Annotated in this window: 21 protein-coding genes; 7 read left to right on the forward strand and 14 right to left on the reverse strand. The window is 32.3% G+C overall.

Annotated features, from left to right (window positions below; translation table 11 throughout):
• The first annotated feature begins 160 nt into the window (after window positions 1-160).
• Entirely contained in the window at window positions 161-1,522 is a 1,362-nt protein-coding gene (locus B0A81_RS05430) for a hydroxymethylglutaryl-CoA synthase family protein (RefSeq protein ID WP_089057221.1), read from the forward strand.
• A 492-nt stretch (window positions 1,523-2,014) separates the two neighbouring features.
• Here the strand turns inward: B0A81_RS05430 and B0A81_RS05440 are convergent, their stop codons facing one another.
• From B0A81_RS05440 to B0A81_RS05475, 8 genes are all read right to left on the reverse strand, one after another.
• Complete coding sequence (locus B0A81_RS05440) at window positions 2,015-2,386, reverse strand: hypothetical protein (protein ID WP_123922162.1); 372 nt, start codon at window positions 2,384-2,386, stop codon at window positions 2,015-2,017.
• Between the two features lie 37 nt (window positions 2,387-2,423).
• The gene (locus tag B0A81_RS05445; protein ID WP_089057075.1) at window positions 2,424-2,984 is read right to left on the reverse strand and encodes a hypothetical protein; all 561 of its coding nucleotides are present in this window, start codon (window positions 2,982-2,984) and stop codon (window positions 2,424-2,426) included.
• A gap of 102 nt (window positions 2,985-3,086) precedes the next feature.
• Window positions 3,087-3,827 (reverse strand): LytTR family DNA-binding domain-containing protein, encoded by a 741-nt coding sequence (locus B0A81_RS05450; protein ID WP_089057076.1) that lies wholly within the window; start codon window positions 3,825-3,827, stop codon window positions 3,087-3,089.
• Window positions 3,828-3,847: 20 nt separating this feature from the next.
• Window positions 3,848-4,297 carry a GNAT family N-acetyltransferase gene (locus B0A81_RS05455; protein ID WP_089057077.1) on the reverse strand — a complete coding sequence of 150 codons (450 nt, stop codon included), beginning with the start codon at window positions 4,295-4,297 and terminating at the stop codon, window positions 3,848-3,850.
• Between the two features lie 198 nt (window positions 4,298-4,495).
• Window positions 4,496-4,921, reverse strand: a complete 426-nt coding sequence (locus B0A81_RS05460) for a GNAT family N-acetyltransferase (protein ID WP_244281288.1) — start codon at window positions 4,919-4,921, stop codon at window positions 4,496-4,498.
• A gap of 16 nt (window positions 4,922-4,937) precedes the next feature.
• Complete coding sequence (locus B0A81_RS05465) at window positions 4,938-5,315, reverse strand: nuclear transport factor 2 family protein (RefSeq protein ID WP_089057079.1); 378 nt, start codon at window positions 5,313-5,315, stop codon at window positions 4,938-4,940.
• Between the two features lie 11 nt (window positions 5,316-5,326).
• Complete coding sequence (locus B0A81_RS05470) at window positions 5,327-6,673, reverse strand: polymer-forming cytoskeletal protein (RefSeq protein WP_089057080.1); 1,347 nt, start codon at window positions 6,671-6,673, stop codon at window positions 5,327-5,329.
• A gap of 36 nt (window positions 6,674-6,709) precedes the next feature.
• The gene (locus B0A81_RS05475; RefSeq protein ID WP_244281291.1) at window positions 6,710-7,348 is read right to left on the reverse strand and encodes a DUF2306 domain-containing protein; all 639 of its coding nucleotides are present in this window, start codon (window positions 7,346-7,348) and stop codon (window positions 6,710-6,712) included.
• Window positions 7,349-7,861: 513 nt separating this feature from the next.
• Between B0A81_RS05475 and B0A81_RS05480 the strand changes: the two genes are divergently transcribed.
• The 3 genes from B0A81_RS05480 to B0A81_RS05490 all read left to right on the forward strand — a co-directional run bounded on the left by B0A81_RS05480 (window position 7,862) and on the right by B0A81_RS05490 (window position 10,862).
• The gene (locus tag B0A81_RS05480) at window positions 7,862-8,269 is read left to right on the forward strand and encodes a helix-turn-helix domain-containing protein (protein ID WP_089057082.1); all 408 of its coding nucleotides are present in this window, start codon (window positions 7,862-7,864) and stop codon (window positions 8,267-8,269) included.
• Window positions 8,270-8,662: 393 nt separating this feature from the next.
• Window positions 8,663-9,955, forward strand: coding sequence for an aminopeptidase P family protein (locus B0A81_RS05485; RefSeq protein ID WP_089057083.1), 1,293 nt, complete (start codon window positions 8,663-8,665; stop codon window positions 9,953-9,955).
• 7 nt (window positions 9,956-9,962) lie between these two features.
• Window positions 9,963-10,862, forward strand: a complete 900-nt coding sequence (locus B0A81_RS05490; RefSeq protein ID WP_244281300.1) for an alpha/beta fold hydrolase — start codon at window positions 9,963-9,965, stop codon at window positions 10,860-10,862.
• Between the two features lie 299 nt (window positions 10,863-11,161).
• Here B0A81_RS05490 and B0A81_RS05495 read toward each other — a convergent pair whose 3' ends face one another.
• Entirely contained in the window at window positions 11,162-11,680 is a 519-nt protein-coding gene (locus B0A81_RS05495) for a ferritin (protein WP_089057085.1), read from the reverse strand.
• Window positions 11,681-11,769: 89 nt separating this feature from the next.
• Window positions 11,770-12,126, reverse strand: a complete 357-nt coding sequence (locus B0A81_RS05500) for a hypothetical protein (protein ID WP_089057086.1) — start codon at window positions 12,124-12,126, stop codon at window positions 11,770-11,772.
• A 180-nt stretch (window positions 12,127-12,306) separates the two neighbouring features.
• On the opposite strand from B0A81_RS05500, the gene B0A81_RS05505 reads away from it, so the two are divergent.
• Window positions 12,307-13,110, forward strand: coding sequence for a TIGR00266 family protein (locus tag B0A81_RS05505; protein ID WP_089057087.1), 804 nt, complete (start codon window positions 12,307-12,309; stop codon window positions 13,108-13,110).
• Between the two features lie 96 nt (window positions 13,111-13,206).
• Here B0A81_RS05505 and B0A81_RS05510 read toward each other — a convergent pair whose 3' ends face one another.
• From B0A81_RS05510 to B0A81_RS05520, 3 genes are all read right to left on the reverse strand, one after another.
• A complete protein-coding gene (locus B0A81_RS05510) occupies window positions 13,207-15,066 on the reverse strand; it encodes a RagB/SusD family nutrient uptake outer membrane protein (protein WP_089057088.1) in 1,860 nt (619 codons plus the stop codon).
• Window positions 15,067-15,070: 4 nt separating this feature from the next.
• Entirely contained in the window at window positions 15,071-18,397 is a 3,327-nt protein-coding gene (locus B0A81_RS05515; RefSeq protein ID WP_165768040.1) for a TonB-dependent receptor, read from the reverse strand.
• 213 nt (window positions 18,398-18,610) lie between these two features.
• Complete coding sequence (locus B0A81_RS05520) at window positions 18,611-19,774, reverse strand: FecR family protein (RefSeq protein WP_089057090.1); 1,164 nt, start codon at window positions 19,772-19,774, stop codon at window positions 18,611-18,613.
• A 142-nt stretch (window positions 19,775-19,916) separates the two neighbouring features.
• Here B0A81_RS05520 and B0A81_RS05525 point away from each other — a divergent pair, with 142 nt between their 5' ends.
• Both B0A81_RS05525 and B0A81_RS05530 read left to right on the forward strand, forming a co-directional pair.
• Window positions 19,917-20,459, forward strand: coding sequence for an RNA polymerase sigma factor (locus B0A81_RS05525; RefSeq protein ID WP_089057091.1), 543 nt, complete (start codon window positions 19,917-19,919; stop codon window positions 20,457-20,459).
• A gap of 28 nt (window positions 20,460-20,487) precedes the next feature.
• Window positions 20,488-21,264 carry an alpha/beta fold hydrolase gene (locus B0A81_RS05530; RefSeq protein ID WP_089057092.1) on the forward strand — a complete coding sequence of 259 codons (777 nt, stop codon included), beginning with the start codon at window positions 20,488-20,490 and terminating at the stop codon, window positions 21,262-21,264.
• A gap of 54 nt (window positions 21,265-21,318) precedes the next feature.
• Here the strand turns inward: B0A81_RS05530 and B0A81_RS05535 are convergent, their stop codons facing one another.
• Window positions 21,319-22,002 carry an ATP-binding cassette domain-containing protein gene (locus B0A81_RS05535; RefSeq protein ID WP_089057093.1) on the reverse strand — a complete coding sequence of 228 codons (684 nt, stop codon included), beginning with the start codon at window positions 22,000-22,002 and terminating at the stop codon, window positions 21,319-21,321.
• Between the last annotated feature and the right edge of the window lie 288 nt (window positions 22,003-22,290).

Below are 22,290 nucleotides of genomic sequence, written 5' to 3' on the forward strand. Positions count from 1 at the left end.
TCACTTCTACGTATATTGTCAAAAATTTATGATATTGATATTTTATTTAAAGTTTTAATCTGTTTTCTTCAAAAGTGCAGCTGGAGCTAAATTTAATCAATCTAAAAAATTGCCATTCCACAACATAATTTTACCTTTATCGGCTTCAAAAAAAATGAGAATGAAAACAGGAATTGACGCTATCTCTTTTGATGTAGCAAACATACACTTACCCATAAAAACTTTGGCAATCGCCAGAAATATTGAACCAGAAAAATTAGAAAAAGGTCTTGGATTACTTAAAATGACTTTCCCAGACGTTCATCAAGATGCGGTTGTGTTTGGCGCAAATGCTTTAACTAAACTTATTACCGACAATAATATTGATCTAAAAGAAATCAGCCGAATTTATGTTGGTACCGAAAGCGGAATCGACAGTTCAAAACCAATTGCTTCTTATTTAATTAATTTAATGGAGCAAAAATTTGGAGAAGATACCTTAGCCGAATGTGATGTCGTAGATTTTACTTTTGCTTGTATTGGAGGTGTTGATGCTCTACAAAACTGCCTTGACTTTGTAAAATTAAATCCAGCAAAAAAAGCAATTGTAGTAGCAACTGATTTTGCAAAATATGATTTAAATTCAGGTGGAGAATATACGCAAGGCGCTGGAGCTGTTGCAATGTTAATTAGTGCAGATCCAAAAATTATTGCTTTTGACGAAAACTGGGCAACAAGTACAAAAGGTGTTTTTGATTTCTTCAAACCATACAGAACTATCTCTAAAGACGAAATCACAAAAAACACAAACAACGATTCTTGGTTTGACAATTTAGAAGCAGAAATCGAAATTCACAAAGATCAGCCGGTTTTCGACGGACAATATTCAAATCAATGTTATATGGATCGTACGCGAAATGCTTACTTTTCATTCAAAAAATTAAAAAATACTACTGAAACATTATACAACACTTGGCATAGTATTGTAATGCACTTACCATATTCTTTTCAAGGTCGCAGAATGTTATCTGAAATTTATGCTTTAGACAGTGCTGAAAAAATTATTGCCGATGACATCGCGCCAGCAGATTATCAGACAAAAATTAAAGAAGTGGCAAAATCTGATGATTATAGAAGTTTTGTAACGGAGAAATTACAACCTGCAGAATTGGCTTCATCATTAATTGGAAATCTTTACACAGGTTCTATTTTCATGGGATTATTATCGACTTTGGCTCATTTTTATGATACAAATGCAGCAATTGCTGGAACTAAATTCGGTTTCTTAGCTTACGGAAGCGGATCGAAATCTAAAGTTTTTGAAGGAACAATTCAGCCAGAATGGAAATCGGCCTTGGCAAATGTGAAACTTTTTGAAAATTTAGCCGAAAGTGTAGAAATTGACTTCAATACTTATGAAAGTCTTCATAAAAAAGAACAAAAACAAAGCGTTAGAACTCCAAAAAACGAATGGGTTTTAGATCGAATCGAAAAAGAAATTCCTGTTTTGATTGGGGCGAGATATTATAAATGGATTGATTAAATTCTATCCCGATAGCTATCGGGACCAAATTCCAATAAAAAAAACCGAAGCAAAAGCTTCGGTTTTTTTTATCCATATAGTTTGTCATTTCGACCCCGAGGATTCGGGATCGAAATAACAAGATTGCTTTTAAAAACCTTTGTCAAGGTTTTAAACTTTGACAAAGGTCGCAGAACAAGAAAAGAATTCTCTAATTATCAAATTGACACATTCTCTAATTAGAGAAATTAATCCTTTTTATCCTGTTGTTCTGTCTGAACAAAACTTCCGTTAATGGAACGATCTTCGGCATTCATTCCGTTTGCCATTCCTAGCATAAAAGCGGTTATTATTAAAAGTAATTTTCTTTTTATCCAATGAAGAAGCGGTCGCTTAGATTGCTCCAAGCGAGATTTTTTATTTTGTTTATACATTTTGAAAATGATAAATGATTAGACATTATTGTATCATCTTATGCTTTGAGATTGCATAAAGCCTCAGAAATAAATTTTCTTAAGCGTTGTATAAACTTTTACCGAAATGATTTGAAATGATTATTTCATTTATAAAAACAGACTGATTTATAAATGAAGTTAGTTTTTGATGAAGCAGATTTTGCAATTTCAGCAGTTTTTTAATTTGAGAAGTAAAGATATTCTCGTTTTTGAGAAGCTTTAAAACAATTGAAAATCTTGTTTTTTCCCAAGAAGTAACTTGTCCAAATTTATATAAACGAGAACTTTTAAGATTTAATTCTCTTCTTAAAACTACAAACGAAGATTCGTAATATTCCGCCGATCTAGATTGAGAATACAAAATACCATCGTTCGCAATCACGACAAAAGCCAGAAAGAGTGCGATTAGATATTTTATATGTTTTTTCAATCTTTACGTTTTTAATTATAGAGCGAAAATACAACATTTATTCTTGAAATACTTTTTCAACTTCTTTTTTACAAAGCAGCAAACCCAATCCTAAAACAAAAACCACACAACTCAAAAACATACAAATTCCATTTTTCAGTACAAAAAACGAAAACCCAATAGCTGCTGAAGCAATAATAACCATCAAAGATTTTATTGTTTCTGTTTTAATAAAAGCAAAAGCATGTACTGCCAAACCAATAAAAAGCAAAGAAGGTCCAATGACAACAAAAGGATAAAGAATACTTGGAGAATTACTAATCTGGTTGCTTAATGCGGCTTTTGCAGCTTCGTCATTACCAAAACTTGACATGATAAAATCGATGGTGCAAAGTCCGATATGCGCAATAACACCCAAAGCTGTCAGTATAGAAGCAACTGAATTTAATCTGCTTTTAGGAAACACATCATTAAATGATAATAACAAACAGGCTCCGATTAAATTAAACCAATGAGCAAAATCAATTGGTTTTTGAAAATTGGGCAAAATTTTAGAAAAGAATAAATAACTGATCAGGAAAAATAATAATCCAAGAAGGCAAAGATGTTTTGTTTTCATACTTTATTTTTAAAATTGATGAAGCAAAACTAAAATCAAAAAACTGGTTTAAAGCCCTATTTTAATGACTTAGGTACAAAACATATTGTTTTAGGTACGAAATTATAATGTCAATAAAGTTTCTTTATAATTTTTAGAGACCGGCAGTTCAATTTGGGTCAAAATAATGGTATTTTGATTTCTCCAAGATTTAAAATGTGACGGATTTATTAAATGCGAACGATGTATTTGGACTAAAAAAGTAAAATCATCTTGAACTTTTCTGAGTGAAGATCGAATTAATTTCGAACGAAGTTTTCCGTTTTCTGTGTAAAAAATCTCAACATAATTTTGAGCATTCGAAATGCAAACCAAATCGGCTTTTTTAATCTTTAGAACATCTAGTTTATTTTCGCCTTTAATAACCAGAAAATCTTCTTTTACAGGAATTAATTTGATTAAATACCTTCGTGCTAAAATGAGTATTGGAGTTAAAATCAGCGCTACTTTAATAAATATTACCAAAAAGAATTCTGAAAAACTATATCCTCCATTTAAAATCGGGCTTTTATAATATGCATAAACCCCAAACAAATAAACCAAATAGAAGAAAATAAGACTTGTAATTTCTAAACCAACATTCCACTTTGTTATTCTTTCGTAAAAACTTTTCTGGATAATCGTTAAAAGACCATAACACAAAAAGGCTGCTATACTAAAACCAAAACTAATTAAAAACCAAGCTCTAAAATTTATAGTACCGTCGTCAAAAGGCTTTATAATGAAAGCAAAAACAAAAAGCCATAACGCAATAAGCAAACCTACGATTAAGTTATGTTTTATAGATGTGTTTAGCTGTTTCACTTTGTGTATAAAGTTAAATATTAAAGTTTCATTTCCATGATTGGCATGAAACGGTTTTTTATGGAAGTTTCAAATTCTCCAATTTTCACAAATCCCATTTTAGAATAAAAACTTTCCGCATTTGGTTCTGAATCGAGTATTATTCTTTCTGCTTTTTGGTCTTTAATTCGGCTTAAAAAATCAAGAACTAAATATTTACCCAATCCTTTGCCAATATATTCTGGTAAGACAAATAAATTATCAAGCTCAATTTCTTTTTCATCTTTAAAAACATACGAATAATAGCCAATAATTAAATTATTAACTGTCAATTTATAAACATTATGCTCTTTAATATAATCCTGAGAAATGGTTAAATTTTTATCCCATTCCTGAATTTGCTCTGGCGAATAACCCCAAAATGCTTTTGATTTTTTGGTTATTACTGTGAGGATTTCATTGTCGGTTATTTTGGCTTTTTCTATTGTCATTGGTTTGAAAAATATATGAAACTAAAATCAATTAAAACTTTTACAAAATTCGCCTAAACGTAATCTTGTCATTTCGACGAAGGAGAAATCTCAGCAAGTAATTCCGCAACGAAAACCCAATCTTTGTCGAGTTACTAGTGTGATTTCGATCCCGAAGCCTCGGGAGAGAAATGACAAACTAAACTGATAACTCTTTACTTATTTATAAATCGTAAACTTATTATGACTTAAAGTGAATCCGAGATTCTCATAAATCGCAACATTCTCTACTCGTTTTTTATTGGTTGTTACCTCGATGCTTTTTAAATTATGCTGCTCTGCAAAATTCTTGATTTCATTTATCAATAAACGTCCAACGCCTTTACTTCTATGCTTTTGATGAATAAAAAACTCCTGTATTTCACCCACTAATCCACAATGATGTAAAAGATTTTGGGTATGAAAACTAATAAATCCTAAACCTTCACTTTCGTTTTCGGCAATTAGATACACATTTCTTGGATTAGAAATATTCTCATTGAATATTCTTTCGAAAACATCGAAATCTAAAATTTCATTCTCGAGTTCACAGATTGATTTGTAAACGAAGTCTAGATCTAGTTTTTCTATTTTTCTAATTTCCACTTTTGAGCCCATAACATTAGCTAATATCCGTCAATCTTACGATTTTATCCTCTAAAAACTGAAAAATCGATTTTCCTTTCATATCTAATTCCTGACCCGCTTTTAATCCGTTTGGGAAATCCATCGCCAAAACAGCATAATAATCAATATCTATTATTGCTGTAATTTCGTCCTGTCTGAATGATGTGATAATTTGTTTTCTTGCCGAAAAATATTCTTTGGCTTTTTCGGCCTGAGCTTTAAATTCTTTTATTCCATCTAAAGTCAAGTTGGTTTCGCCATTTTGAATGTTTTCAAAAACAATAGATTCATCAAAATCAGCAATCATTTTATCAATATCAAATTGATTATACCCTTCGATGTAATTATGGATTATTTTTTCTTTGTTGGTCATAGTATAAATTTTTATAAATATTGATTCAATCCTATACGCTCAAACTTCTGTTTGTACTTTTGAACATATTTATTCCATTTCTCTTTACTATTATAAACCAAAAAAGCATAATCGACTGTTTCTTTACTAAAATGATTTCCAAAAACAGCATCCAAATATTCAATTCCCGAATCAATTACTTGTTCTAAAACATGCAATTTATCAATTCCACTTTGTTTGCACGCTTTATCCAGCCACAATCCTTTTGCAATTTTTACATATTCTACAAGAAGATTTTCCGTAATAAATCGAGAAGGAACATCGTTGATATCAGGTTCATGTTTTCCGTTTTTGAAAACTAACAATATCAACTCTTCAGAGTAATATTCTTCTGGAACTAATCGCAGCATTGTACCATTTTCAGCGGCTTTAAAAGAAAGTTCTTTTGTTATAAACTGATCTGGAATTACCTGAATTGCAAAACCATCTTTGCTCACTAATTTCTCGCAAAGTTCATACGTTATTAAATCCTGATTGATAAATGGCAATGCGTGAAATGTACTATTTAATGCCAGATTACAAAGTTCTTCGGTTTTAAATTGTTTCGGAACGAGTTTAATATCTCTATAATTTGCCAAAACACGATCGCGCCAATATTCATAAGTTTTCGCCGGCGGATTATTTTGTTTTAAAATCAATTCGCCTCTTGCCAAATCTCGTTCTAACTCTTCAAAAGTTTCAATTAATGGATTATCCAATAACTTTCGAAGTTCGTTCGAGATAATTTCATCGCCGGTTTCGTCATCATATTCACATTCATTTTTCGGATCGACATCATCAGATCTGTCATTATAATAAAAGAGATTATTTTTTCTCTCTGCAAATATTGTATTATGATCATTTACAATAAAAACTGGAGAATCAATGAATCCTTTACAGCTAAAATCACCATGATTATAATAGGTCATAACCACTTCTTTTGCTTTAATATTTCCTTTTATTTCAACAATTGCACCGCCTAATAATAGACTTTGACAGACAATATTTCCGTTTATAAAAACATAAGGCCCGTAATCACCTTCGGCATTAAGAATTGAACCGCCGACAGAGAAATTTCCGTTTATAAAAACGCCTTCAATTCTTATTTCTTCCATTTTTTTAGCTGGAAGATTTAGCAAATTGGCAAGCCATTTTTTCTCTTTATCTTCATAAAGATCCAAATAAAAATTTCCTTCAAAATTTACATCTTCTTCTGCGGTAAGAAAAAAATCTTCGTCTTCCCATTCATCAAAATAATCGAACTTTTCATCTTCAATTAGAAAAGGATATTTGGTTTTGATTTCGGCTATTGTAATTAATTTAAAATTAGAAGTCTGCATTTTATCTTATTAATAGAAGTTTTGTTTCTTCGGTTTTTATTCTTTTTCTACAGCAATACTAACTTTCTGCTTTTTATTCAATTTGCGAATCCAATACACGATATAAAAACCTCCAATAATTCCTGGAAAAAACCAGCCATAAAAACTTGAAAAGAATTCGTTTACTACCACAAAAGCTGTTACTGCACAAATATATCCGCCAATCATTTTACCTAAATGCAGTTTTAACCAATCCTTTTTTAATTTATCAGTTTTATTAAAAAGCACTAAATCTCGCATTGAAAAACTCAAACCTACGATTCCAAAAACAATTAGAACTATATTGATTTTTTGATTTACTAAAGGATTATACAAAATCATCAAAATGGCTGTAATAACCATAATCCAAGAAATTATTTTATCTGTTTTCAGATTATAATTTCTAGTTTTAAAACGCAAAGCTCTGTAGCCTGTTAGAATAAAATAAGAACTGAAAACTCCTATTGAAAATAAAAAGGGATTTTCATGTCCTGGCAAAACAGAAATTATTAATGCCGTAAATGCTGATAAAAGCATGGAAAAAGAAAATAGTTTTCCCGTTTTTTTATGAATTATTTTTCCCTTTTCTACAATTAAAGAAACGAAACCTGAAAGCAATGCAATACCGCCAAATAATGCGTGACAAAGAATCAGCATTTGTATTATTCTCTCCTTCTCCACTTTATTTAATACTTATTTTTCTGAATGAATAATATTTTAAAATCATCTTGTCCTTAAGCTAAAATAACTTTTTTTTCATTATTAAAGACAATTAAAATGAAGAATGTATTATAAAACTGACGTGAGTGTGAGCGATAAATCGCCAATCTTTGCAGAGTTACTTACGAAGATTTCTCTCCCGAAGCCTCGGGATAGAAATGACAAGATTGTGGAGCACTGCAACTTTTAAAAGAAAAAAATCTGCCAAATCTCCTAAATCTGCGTGAGACAAAATCACCAATCTTTGTAGAGTTACTTCCGAAGATTTCTCTCCCGAAGCCTCGGGATCGAAATGACAAAAAACGCAAACATCAATATTCAAAATCAATAATAGTCAGAAAAGTTGTATTTTTACTTATTGAAAATAATCTGCAAATTGTATCTCACAACTATAAACCTGTTTTCTACCGAAACCGAAAAATGTAAAAGAATTTTAAATATCTTTGAACTATGAGCACAGAAATAAAACCAAAACATATCGGTCGAAATATCAGCCGTATTAGAGAGCTTAGAAACATGAAGCAGGAAGCACTTGCACAAGCAATTGGCACAACTCAGCAATCTATCTCTATTATTGAAGGAAGCGAAAGTGTTGATGACGAAAAACTTAAAACTATTGCTCAAGCTTTAGGAGTTCCTGTTGAAGTAATTAGAAACTTTTCTGAAGATGCTGTTTTTAATATTATTGGAAATTCATATGATAATGGTTCTTCTTCTATAAATCATAACAATTGCACATTTAATCCGCTGGATAAACTTATTGAATCATATGAAGAGAATAAAAAACTTTACCAACAGTTAATTCAATCTGAAAAAGAGAAAGTGGCTCTTTTGGAGAAGTTACTTGATAAGAAATAGAAAATTATTTTTATAAAAGAAAAAACCGAAGCTTTGAAATTGAAAGCTTCGGTTTTTTTTATGCCCAAGATTTGTCATTTCGATCCCGAGGCTTCGGGAGAGAGAGATGACAAGATTGCGATTAAATGCAAATTTGAAAAGAAAAAATCTGCTAAATCTGCTAAATCTGCGTGAGACAAAATCGCCAATCTTTGTAGAGTTACTTGCGGAGATTTCTCGTTCCTCGAAATGACAAGATTGTGTAAAAACTTTGCGCTCATTACAGTTAAAAAACTTTGTGCCTTAATGCCTTCGTGGCAAAATCAACAAATAAGAAAACTTTAATAAATCTATCATACACTACTTTGTAAAAAAATGTAATTTTGAAATTCGAAGTTCAAAAACTAAGTTATTATGAAATATCATCAAATAAACAGCGCTCTTTTTGTAAAAAACCGCAAAAAATTCACGGCAGAAATGAAACCAAACTCTGTTGCCGTTTTCAATTCAAATGACATTTATCCGGTTAGTGCCGACAGTACTCTTCCGTTTGCACAGCACAGAGATATTTTTTATCTAAGCGGCGTAGATCAGGAAGAAAGTATTTTACTTTTATTTCCAGATGCTCCTTATGAAAATCAAAAAGAAATTCTTTTCCTAAAAGAAACTAACGATCATATCGCTGTTTGGGAAGGTGAAAAACTGACTAAAGAACGTGCTTTTCAAGTTTCGGGAATTAGAACTGTTTATTGGCTGCAGGATTTTCATAAAGTCTTAAACGAAATGATGACGTATGCTGACACGATGTACATTAACACAAACGAGCATTACCGCGCCTCTGTTGAAACTGAAACTCGCGAAGCACGTTTTGTAAAATGGTGGAAAGAACGTTATCCAGCACATAATGTTGCAAAAAGCAACCCAATTTTACAGCGAATTCGTTCTGTAAAAGAAAGCGAAGAAATCGATTTGATTCAACAGGCTTGTGATATTACAGAGAAAGGTTTCCGCAGATTATTATCGTTTGTAAAACCAAATGTTACTGAATATGAAATCGAAGCTGAATTGGCTCACGAATTTATCCGTAACCGTTCTAAAGGTTTTGCTTACACGCCAATTATTGCTTCTGGAAACAATGCTAATGTTTTGCATTATATCGAAAACAATCAGCAATGTAAAGCAGGAGATTTAATTTTATTGGATGTCGCGGCTGAATATGCCAATTATTCAAGCGATATGTCGAGAACAATTCCAGTTTCAGGACGTTTTTCTGATCGTCAGAAAGCCGTTTACAATGCTGTTTTGAGAGTTAAAAACGAAGCTACAAAAATGCTTACGCCAGGAACACTTTGGAAACAATATCATATTGAAGTTGGTAAAATTATGACTTCTGAATTACTTGGTTTAGGCTTAATTGATAAAGCAGATGTTCAGAACGAAAATCCAGAATGGCCAGCTTACAAAAAATATTTCATGCACGGAACGTCTCACCACATGGGACTTGACACACACGATTACGGTTTGCTTCACGAACCTATGAAAGCTAATATGGTTTTTACGGTTGAACCAGGAATTTATATTCCTGCTGAAGGTTTCGGAATTCGTTTAGAAGACAATGTTGTTGTTCAAGAAAAAGGAGAACCTTTTAACTTAATGCGTAACATTCCAATTGAAGCTGATGAGATTGAAAGCTTGATGAATGAATAATTTCCTGATGAAAAAGATTTTTCTTCTTAGCTTTTTATTGTTTCTGGGAAATATTTTTGCTCAAACAGAAGGTTTTGCCATAAATAATGACGGAAGTAAAACCTATTACAAAACATTTGGAAAAGGTGAACCTCTCCTAATTATAAACGGAGGACCGGGAATGAACAGTAATGGTTTTGAAGATATGGCGAAAGTTTTAGGCGAAAGCCAGCAAACGATTATTTACGACCAAAGAGGAACGGGAAAATCGAAACTTTCAAAATTAGATGCTCAGACTATTTCGATGAAAATAATGGCAGATGATATTGAATCATTGAGAAAACATCTTAAAATCAAAAAATGGAATATTCTCGGACATTCTTTTGGCGGAATGCTGGGTTCGTATTACGCAACGATTTATCCAAAGAGTATCAATAAATTGGTTTTGTCGTCATCTGGCGGTGTCGATTTATCTTTACTAAAAGGTCCAAATTTGATTGAATCTAATCTTTCTAAAATTGAAAAAGATTCTATGAATTACTGGAACGACAAAATCGAAAAAGGAGACACTTCGCATAAAGCACGTTTAGGACGCGGTCGTGCAATGGCTCCTGCGTATGTTTACGATCAGAAATTTATTCCGATTATTGCTGAAAGATTAACGCAGGGAAATTCGACAATCAACGGTTTGTTATGGTCTGATATGCAGAAAATGAATTTTGATTGTAAATCTAAATTGAAAGATTTCAAAAATCCTGTTTTAATTATTCAGGGAAAAGAAGATATTATCAGCAATGAAATAGGAGAATTGGCAAAACAAACTTTTCCAAATTCGAAACTGATTTTCTTAGAACATTCCAAACATTACGGATGGCTCGATGCAAGAGAAAAGTATTTTAACGAAATCAATTCTTTTTTAAAATCATAAAATATCAAAAAAAAGCTGTCTCAAAAGGACAGCTTTTTTGGTGGACGAAATATTTATAAAATTTATTCTATTTGCAAAACCCCAGCGGGGTGAAATATTTATAGCATTATATAAAACCAATAAAAAAGCTCCAGAGGAGCGACATATTTTTTCTACAGCTATAATATATGTCGCTCCTCTGGAGCTTTATGTTGTAACCTTTTATGTAATGCTATAAATATTTCGCTTCTCCGAAGCTTACAAAAACAAAGGAGCTATCTTTTTGGGACAGCTCCTTTTTAAAATATATAAATCGTTTATTATCCGATTTTTGAAATCTGAATATCCAATTGAAATTTTCCGTCAGCTGCATTTTCGTTGATTAATTCAAAAAGCTCTAAAGCTCTTCTTGCGTTTTTCTCTTCTTCTCTTTGCTCAGCTACATACCACATCATAAAATCTTCTGTAGCATAATCATTTTCAGCTCTGCATTTTGCGATTACTTTATTGACTGCCTGAGTTACTGCAATTTCGTTTTGTAAAGCAATTTCAAATACTTCTTTAAAAGAAGCAAATTCTTGCTGCACTTCTGGAACAGATGGCGTAACTGCAATCCCTCCCATATCTGTAATATATTTGAAAACTTTTAGAAAATGTTCTCTTTCTTCTTCGGCTTGTTTATACATATAAGATGCTGTATTTGCATAACCATTTCTATCCAACCATGCTGCCATAGCTAAATATTTATTAGAAGCATCACTTTCTAATTTTGCCTGTAAGTTCAATATATTTTCGATTCCTTCAACTAATGAAGTACTTGTTCTTAGTAAATCTTTCATAACCTTTAATTTTTATACGTGTAAAATTACAAAAATTAAAGAAGGCAGCTCTAAACGCCTGAAAATTTGGATTTAATCTAAGTAAGAATCTAAATAAGCTCGACGTTGACCATATTACAAAGCATAGAATGCAGTGTAAGGGTAAATTTAGTTCCGTTTAATAAATCTCTTAACTGCACTATTTCGCAGATAGTAAGATTTCTAGAAAAATTTCTTTTGGTAGTTTCAATCAACTGAGCGTCTGACTGATCAGATAAGTCATAAAGCATATTAAGAATGTCAACGCTATTAACCTTTCTTTGAAAAATCAAAAAATCCTGAATTTTATAACTTGACACTGTATCAACAAAATTGATAATTATGCTATTGGTCAAATCACATTGATAACTGTATCCTTTTTCGGTTTCAAATAATACTTTGGTGGTCAAATCACTAACTAATGCCATTCTGATAAAATATAATAACGGTGCAAAAATATAGAATTTAAAGTAATAAAAAACATAATTAAGACTAATTTAAAATAACAAAATCATATAATGTTCTTAAAAACAGTCGAAGTACGCTAAAGACTGTAACATTTTACGGTATTTTTTGTCTAATTTTAAAAAACAAAAAATTTAGAAATTATGCAGGCACACGAAATAGATTATCAGATTTTTGGAGAAGAAATGCAGTATGTTGAAATAGAACTAGACCCGCAGGAAATTGTAATTGCCGAAGCTGGCAGTTTTATGATGATGGAAAACAATATCCAGATGGAAACGATATTTGGAGACGGTTCTCAGCAACAGGGATCTGGTTTGTTTGGCAAACTTTTAAATGCTGGTAAAAGAGTACTTACTGGCGAAAGCTTGTTTATGACAGCATTTTTAAACCAAGGCAGCAGCAAAAGTAAAGTTTCATTTGCATCGCCATATCCTGGAAAAATCCTTCCAATTGATTTAACAGAATTTCAAGGTAAATTTATCTGTCAAAAAAGTTCCTTTTTATGCGCTGCCAAAGGTGTTTCTGTTGGAATCGAATTTTCGCAGAAATTAGGACGCGGTTTATTTGGCGGTGAAGGTTTTATCATGCAGAAACTTGAAGGAGACGGAATGGCATTTGTACATTCTGGCGGAACAATGGCTAAAAAAGTATTGGGTCACGGCGAAGTCCTAAAAGTAGATACAGGTTGTATTATAGGTTTTACCAAAGATGTAGATTATGATATTGAATTTATTGGAGGAATCAAAAATTCTATTTTTGGCGGTGAAGGATTATTTTATGCTACGTTAAAAGGTCCAGGAACGGTTTACATACAGTCACTGCCATTCTCAAGACTGGCTGACCGCATTATTGCATCGGCACCAAAATCTGGCGGAAACAGTCGTGATGAAGGAAGCTTACTTGGCGGATTAGGAAATCTTTTGGATGGTGATAATCGGTTTTAATTTAATAGAATGACTTTCAGAAATGGAATTCATTTTAATTTATAAGAACAAGGGCAGATCTTTCGATCTGCCCAAAGCACCTAACCAAAAGTGCACTTAATACCCATTAGTACCAAATTCTTTGGCATTTGAAATTGCATCCAAAAATGATCTCGGAATTGGTCTAACAGTGTGTTTACTTTCAACAAAATTTGTTCCTGCGATTGGGTTTGTCTGATCCAAATAAGTTTTAGTTAACTTTCCAGTACGTTTTAAATCAATCCATCTTGTATGTTCGCCAGATAACTCTCTTGCTCTTTCTTTTAGAATAAAATCGATATTCATTTGAGCACCTGAAACCAACATTTCACTTTCTCTTGATGATAAAGCGGCTCTTTTTCTAAGAGTATTTACATAACTCAATGCCTTAGCTTGATTATCAGTTAAAATTGCTGCTTCGGCCGCAATCAAATACACTTCTCCCAAACGAATAATAGGAATATCTCCTAACCAATACTGATTGCTTTGACAATACAGCGCTGCAGAAAATTTTCGCATGGCTGGAAAAATATTAATAAGATTTGGGTCGTTTGGATACATTGCAGGATCTTTATACTTGTTAGTTCCTGATTCGAAAATATCGCTTGGATCAACCACCAGCATTGGCATTTTGCTTTTCACAACTGGATCGATATTCCAGTTTGGAGTAAATACGGCTAAACCTTCATCATTATTCATATTAATTTGTTCCTCTATTCTTTGAGAATAAAAATTAACCGCCGGAAGCGCCTGAGCTAATGTGTTTTTAATGGTATATCCAACTACCGAAGGATCTTTTTTATAAGCAGTCGCCATGGTTTGCGTAATCGTTTTATTTGCTGCCGCATAAAACTTGTATGTAAATGTTTCTGCAAAACGTGTATCTGCTGGCGATGGTACTGGTGTAAACACTTCCGTCAGCAAATATTTACTTGGTTTCAGCAAACGGCTATTGGCTCGTCCGTACAAAATACTAGTTGCTCCTGCTCCCCATTCTGCTCCTCTGGTTGCTAAATCTGGCAAATAATATTGTCTCGTTCTTCCTCTGTTAAAACCTTCTGGATTAAGACCGCCAGGATCAATTCCTTGTGTAAACAAAAATTCTGTATTTTTCTTATTATTGCTGCCTTCCCATAGCTTTTTAAATCCTGATTTAGAATTGTCGCTTAAGTATAATGCAGTCTGGTATTTTGTCGCATTATTAATTAATTCTTCAGCGGTTTCTAAAGCCAATTTAGCATACTCTGGAGCGTCTCCTAATCTTGTTCTCTGAAGATATACTTTTGACAATAAACCATAAGCCGCTTTCTTAGCCACTCGTCCTTGTAAAGTCTGCTGCACTGGGAGATTTGCACAGGCAAATTTTAAATCTTCAATAATTAAGTCGTAAAACTCTTTCTCAGAGCTGCGCACTGGAGCGTTATCTGCGCCTTCAATAATAGACGATTTTGTTCTTAAAACTACACCTCCAAATTGTTCTACCAATGTAAAATTACTGAAGGCTCTTAGAAAATAAACTTCAGCCAATTTTGCATTCAACTCTTCTGTAGAAGCATAACCTTTTACATCTTTTGAATAATAAATTGCTGTATTGCAGAGATTAATAGTGGTGTAAGCTGTACCCCAAATAACTTTAATATTTCCATCATCAGGATTTAACTGACTAGCGTATTGCGTATAACCAATTGCGCTGTTACTCACGTTTTCCCAAGAATCAGTCCCTGCTTCTGTTGGCGCTATATAATCGACCTTTCCGTGAAGGAAATATAAATTCTCGTAACAACTGTTAATTAATCCTTCGAATCCCGGTCTTTCACTATAGGATTTATCCAAAGAAACAGTAGTAAGGTTTTTTTCGTCTAAACTGCACGACTGAATTAATCCAGCCATAAAAAACATTAAGACAATTACTGATTTTAATTTTATATACTTTTTCATGATACTACAATGATAAATTAAGACCGAAAACAACTTGTTTAAATAATGGGAATGAATCTGACCCTCCACTTTCTGGGTCTACATTTTTCAACAAATGACTGCGGCTAAAAACAAAAGGATTATAAGATGTTATATAAAGTCTCATATTACTTAGACCCGTTTTTTTAAGAAAATCTTCCGGCATAGAATAACCAAGTGTAATATTCTTGATTTTTATATAAGATGCATCTACAAGCTCTAATGACGATTGAAATTGTGTATTAAAACTACCACCCGGTCTAGGAAAATCATTTGTTGGATTATCTTGTGTCCAGTAACTATAAGTTTCCGGCTGCGCTTCTTTGTTCCAATAACCTAAAACCTGAGCACGCATCATACCACCTTGTCTTCCGTTTACAAATATTGTAAGATCAAAATTCTTGTACTTGAATGTGTTTTGGAAACCAAAGAAATAATCTGGAACATTGTTTCCTACAATCATTCTGTCTTTTGTAGAATACACGTGCACTCCATTATCAGAAACTCCATTGGCATCAAATTGTGGCACTGTCTGCAGTTTAATGTCTCCTGGTTTTGCGCCATATAAAGCTGCTTCGGTTTCTTGTCCCAACTGCCAGATTCCTATTTTTTTATAATCATAAAACACACCACCTGCGGCTGGAGTCTGCCCAATGAAAAGACCTTCAGAAATTAATTCATTTACAGTTAAGTTCCCTAAATCAATATTAGTCAGCTTTTCTGTTGCGTGTGTGTAGGTGAATGAAGTATTCCATTTAAAATTCTCGGTATCAATATTTTTAGTATTTATAGAAAGTTCAAAACCTCTATTTTGAGAAGTTGCAATATTCGAAGTCTTTTTATAAGGTGTTTTAGCATCGTAACCTCCTGAACTTGTAGGCAGACGACGATCCCATAAAATACCATCTGTATTTGTCCAATAATATTCGGCTACAAGGTCAATTCTGTTTCTCAACACAGAAACATCTAAACCTAAATTAGTATTTGTAGAACGTTCCCAAGTTAAATCTGAATTTGAAATATGCTCGGTAGGAACATACATTGGCAAAGCTGCAGCACCGCCAAGAGAAAGATTGCTTGTTTTTGTTGAAGTACGTGTCAAACTAGAATAAGGATCAATATTTGCCGATCCTGAAACACCATAACCTATTCTCAATTTTAAATTGTTCAGCCATGAACTTGTTCCTTGCATAAAACTTTCATCACTGATACGCCAAGCTAATGACGCAGATGGAAAAGATGCCCATTTATTACCTTCTGACAAAGGAGAAACTCCGTCCCAGCGATTGGTTAATTGAAATAAGTATCTTCCTTTAAAGCTGTAATTAAAACGACCCGCAAATGACATTCTGTTAAACTGACTGTAAGCATTCATTCTAGTAGTTAGATTTTTTACCGCTCCCATGTTATAAAACTGGAAGTCATCGTAATCTATACCATTACCGCCTAAATAAGCTCCTTCTGATCTGCTGTCTGCCCAAGAAGTAATCCCTGTTAAACTAAAATCATGATCTTTACCAACTTTAAAATTATAGCTTAAAATATTTTCCCAGATGTAACTATAAGCCAGCTCGTTATTATATGTAGCTTCGCTTGCAGTTCTACCTTCCGTTAACAGATTGTATGAATTTTTGTTTTGAAAAGTCCCTGCTCTGCTTCCTGAAAATCGAGTTCCTAGATTAGATCTTAACTTAAAATTTTTAGCAAATTCAAACTCCAGATAAGGATTGAATTGTACATTATAACTTAATGATTCATTTGCAAAAGCCCCTGGATAATTATTTGCCAAAATACTAATGTTGTTTTGATCTCCTTCGATTGGATAAAGATTCACAACACCATTTTCATCAAACGGAACCCCTAATGGATAAACACTGTATGCTTTATTAATTCTACTATTGGTTGTACTGTTTTTACGATAGTTTAAAATCAATTGGAAACCTGTTTTAAATTTACTGTTAAATTTAATATCAACTCCTCCTCTAGAACTAAAACTGTTTACTTTGTCATTTTGATAGATTCCTTCTTCGCCTATATAACCTAAAGAAAAATATCCTTGTACTTTTTCAGATCCGCCTCTCATAAAAAGATTATGATTTTGCTGTGTGCCTACTTGTAAAGTTTTATCGATCCAATTTATATATTGTCCTTTTTCAATTGCAGCTACTGCAGATGCATTTAAACCTAAATCTGTTAAGTTTGTTGCTTGGTAGCCATTGTCTAAATAAAATCGATCTTTTTTATAGTTTAACCATTTCTCTCCTGTAAGAGGAGCAGGAAAAGAAGAAAATCCATTTAGTCCAAAATAGCTGTTAAAGTCAATTTGTGTTTTTCCTGCTTTTGCTTTTTTAGTAGTAACAATAATAACTCCATTCGCACCCGAAGAACCATAAATTGCAGTCGAAGAAGCATCTTTTAAAACATCAATACTTTCGATGTCATTCGGATTCAAATTATCGATGCTTGAAGGAAGTCCATCAACAATATACAACGGATCCTGACTCGCTGTTAAAGATCTATTTCCTCTTAATAATACTTTTGGAGATGTTCCTGCTTTTCCAGATCCACGTTGAATATCCAGACCCGAAACTCTCCCCTGAAGTGCTTCCATCGGACTTAAAACTGGACTTAAAGCAATATCCGTCGATTTCACGGTTGCTACAGCTCCCGTTAGATCTTTTTTCTTTACTGTGCCATAACCAACAATTACAACTTCATTTAAAGCTGCATTTTGCTCGTTTAAAATTACACTCAAAGACTTATTTTGACCAACTGTTACTTCTTTATTCTCAAATCCTATAAAAGAAAAAACTAAAACACTATTTGTTCCATTTATACGAATTATAAATTTTCCGTCTAAGTCGGTTTGTACTCCATTTTTAGTTCCTTTTTCAGTAACATTCGCTCCTGGTATCGGCATATTCCTCGAGTCGGTTACAACTCCAGAAATTTCAATACCTTGTTCGATTACAACCTTCTGAACTGTGTTTTTTTCCTGAAGAGGTACTTGTTGTTTTTTCTTTACCAAAATAATCTGACGATCATTTATCGTATAAGAAATATCGGTTCCTTTAAAAACCTCTTCTAGAATTTCGGATATCCCCTTTTTCTTTACATTAACGGTCACCTTTCTGTTCTGGTCAATTATACTGCTTTCAAAAAGAAATCTGTATTCCGAAACAGATTCTACTTTGTTAAACAGCTTTTCGACTGGCGCATTCTTTATGTTAAATGTAAGCTTTGTATTTTGTGAATAGACACTTGCTTGAATTCTCATCAAAGAAAGTATCAGTAATAATGTGGTTAGTTTCATTCTTAGACTAATTTTAGGCAAATAAGGACTAAGCCAATTCCTCTTAATTATTTTTTTCATAATTTTGGATTGATTTTAAATGATTTAATTTCGATACGTCGTTTGAAACACTTAAATCGGGAAATACTGGTACTATTTTCCGATTTTACTTTTTGTGCTTCTCAAAAAATTACATCCTCTTCATAATTTGTTTTTTGGTTGGTTAGTAAATAGTTAGTTTATTTTTATATGCTTCCCTTCTATTTTATAAGTAAAGCCTTGAATTTTGCTCATTGTTTCTAATACCTTTTCTATACTTTCAATATTCTTATTGAAACTGGCATTGAATTTTTTATCTAAAATATCTTTCCTGTTATTGTCAATCGTGACGTTGTAAGTCCTTTCTAATTTTATTATAATATCTTTAAAAGCAGTTTTTCTAAAAACAATTTCTCCATTTATCCATTCGGTATAAAAACGAGTATCCACTTTCTCTATCGCTATCTCAGTATTTTCGCTATTCCAAGATCCTTTTTCACCTGGAAACAGCGTTGTTTTTGTATTAGCATTAGCAGCATCAGACAAACTCACAGAACCTTCGACTAATACTGTATTGATATCCGTATCTTCTTTATAAGAACTCACATTAAACTTTGTTCCTAAAACTTTCACATTTACACCTCTTGTTTTGACAATAAATGGATGCGCTTTATCTTTTGCAACATCAAAAAAAGCTTCTCCGTCTAAAGCAACTTCTCTATTACGTCCTTTAATAAATTGAACTGGATATTTTAGAGAAGAACCAGCATTCATATTCACCAATGTTCCATCTGATAATGTTATTTTAAAAGTCTTACCGAACGGAATTTTAATTTCGTTGTAAACCAATTTGTTAATTGGTTTGGCTGATTTATAATTTATTGCATTTTCTTTTTGAGAAGCCACTACTTCTCCGTTTTTCTTGATGATCTGTTGTTCTCCATTCGGATTTAAAATCTGAATATCTCCATTTTCTAAAACCAATTGAATGGCATCAGGAGAAACTACTTTATTATTTTGTTTACCAGTTTTGTACTGAAAAACATAAACCAAACCTAATACGCAGAAAAACATTGCCGCATATTGAAAAATATTCCTCCAATTGATTACAACTGATTTTTTCTCCAGATTTAGTTTCTCTTGTAATTCTTCCCAATTTTTATCAACATCGATAGATTCTAAATACAACAGCGCCTCTTCAAGCAAACCATTACTCTGAAGATTTTTTATCAATTCTTGATCTTCAAGAGGCAGTAATTCAATTTTAGACGTATCAAAGTTCCTCTTCGACACTATTTCCCTAAGGATATCAAGCAATTGTGAGTTTCGGTTCATTGTTTTGTATAAGTGGTTATTCATATAGGTTAGAAAAAAAGTTTTTTAGGGTGACAACTAATCAAAAAATTTTGATTTTTTTTACACTTTGTTGAAAATAAATAACTTTTTATTTTACATTTGACACCGTGTAATCCATTACAGAACGAATAAATGCAATTCTCAGATGTCTAATTTTAAGGATTTAAAAGTATTTGAAGCCTTGTACAAAGAACATTTTGCTTTTTTTTCCTTAATCTCTTTTAACATAGTTAAGGATAAAGATGCAGCAAAAGATCTGGTACAAGATTTTTTTATGTACTTATGGGAAAAAGAAGAAACACTGAACTTTACCATTTCATTTAAGGCATATGGTACAAAAGCAGTCAAAAACTTAAGTCTGCAGCATTTAGAGAAAACCAAAACTATTAGTCTAAAAAATGCGAAAATTGTCCTTCCAAAATCTGAAGAAGAACCTACATTTGACAACACAGAAGAAAACAAAAAACCTAAAATTCAAACGTTAATCGAAAAGATTCCACAGTCGAGAAGAGAGATTTTCATATCACATGTTGTCGAAGGACTTAGTTACGCAGAAATTGCCGAAGACCAGAACATCTCAATAAATACTGTAAAAACACAAATGAAAAGAGCTTATGCTTCTTTAAGAGAACCTCAAAATACTTCGAACTTAAAATTCATCTTATATTTCATATGGCTTATAAAATAACTTATTTTTGCCCTATAAAATTTACATTTTGAATCACACTTTATATAAAAATACCAAAATATCTTACTCCGATACTGGAAAAGGAAATACAATTGTTTTACTTCACGGTTTCCTGGAAAACAAAAAAATGTGGAAAGATTATGCTGCTCTTTTCTCAGAAAAATATCGCGTAATAACAATCGATTTATTAGGTCACGGTGATTCCGATTCTCTAGGATATGTTCACGAAATGGAAGATAATGCGAATGCTGTTCATGAAGTTTTACAGCATTTAAAAATTGAAAAAGCAACTATTCTCGGACATTCTATGGGCGGTTACGTTGGTTTGGCTTTCGCCGAATTGTTTCCAAACAACATTAAAAAACTGGTTTTATTAAATTCAACTTCTAAAGAAGACAGCGCCGAGAAAAAAATAAATAGAACTCGCGCTATAAAAGCGGTAAAACAAAACTACGTCAACTTTGTAAGTTTGGCCATAGCTAATTTATTCAGTGAAAACAATCGCACTCGATTAGTGAAGGAAATTGAAAACGCAAGAGAACAGGCCTTAAAAACACCTTTACAAGGAATCATAGCTTCTTTGGAAGGAATGAAAATACGAAAGGACAGAGAAGCACTTTTACACGAAAATCGTTTTCCTGTTTTATTAGTTTTAGGCAAAAAAGATCCCGTTTTAAACTACGAAGAAAGTCTTTCTCAAATTCATGATACAACAGTTGAATTAGTTTCGTTTGAAGACGGACATATGAGTCACATCGAAAACAAAGAAGAATTAAAAACAATCCTGCTTAATTTTTTTGATTAAAAAACTAAAATAAATCAAGTCCAAGCAGTCTAATCCAAAAAGGCTGCTTTTATTTTACTCCGCTTTAAGCGCGTCTAAACTCAAGAGATAGCCTTTTTCAACTAGTTCTTTTTTTTCTTTTATATGATGCGTCTTTCCATCTTTCAACAAAATCAACTGAGTTGAAATTTTAATGACATTTTCATAATCATGATCTGTAATGATAAAGCCTTTTTTATCCGCATTTGTTCTTATCATTTCATTCACCAAATCTATCATAATTGGAGACAATCCATTGTATGGCTCATCTAGTAAAATAAATTTTGAAGAATTAAAAAGCAAAATCTTGATTTCTAAATAACGTAATTCGCCGCTTGACAAATGATGTATTGCTTTATTTAAAAGAGATTGAACAAATTTATCTTGACAAAAAACAATTCTACTCTTTCTATCTATAGACAATGAAATAGCTTTTTTTACAGATAAATAATTCGGAATAAACTGCTCTTGTGACAAATAACTCACTTCATTCAACAATATATTTTTATTATTTTTCGAAACAGAGTCAATACGAATACATTTATCGGGAGAAGGAATTACACCGAAAATAATCTTTAACAAAGTTGATTTTCCCGCGCCATTTCTTCCTAATAAACCAATAATTTGTGTCGTTTCACATTTTAAATAAACATCGGAGAGTATGACTTTTTCATCAAATCTCTTTTGGATTCCCTCTATTTCTAAAACATGCTTCTTCAAAACAACTTATTTGTTAGCAACACAATAAAAGCAATAAAAACCGAAGAACAAAAAGTCAACAAATAACTAAAAAACAGTAATTCTAATTTTGAAACTCCATTATTCAAATAAAATAAATAGTCATTTTTCCTATATATCTCTTTAAAACCAATACTCACTAAAAAGCCAAAACTAAGAAATACAACAAAAAAGGAATCAAATCCAGCCAGCAAAACCGCAACGGCACAAATGGCAAAATTAATTACCAAAGTGGTTTTAAAAAACTCAAATATGTTAGACAGTTTTCTA

The sequence above is a fragment of the Flavobacterium plurextorum genome (assembly GCF_002217395.1).
Taxonomy (GTDB): domain Bacteria; phylum Bacteroidota; class Bacteroidia; order Flavobacteriales; family Flavobacteriaceae; genus Flavobacterium; species Flavobacterium plurextorum.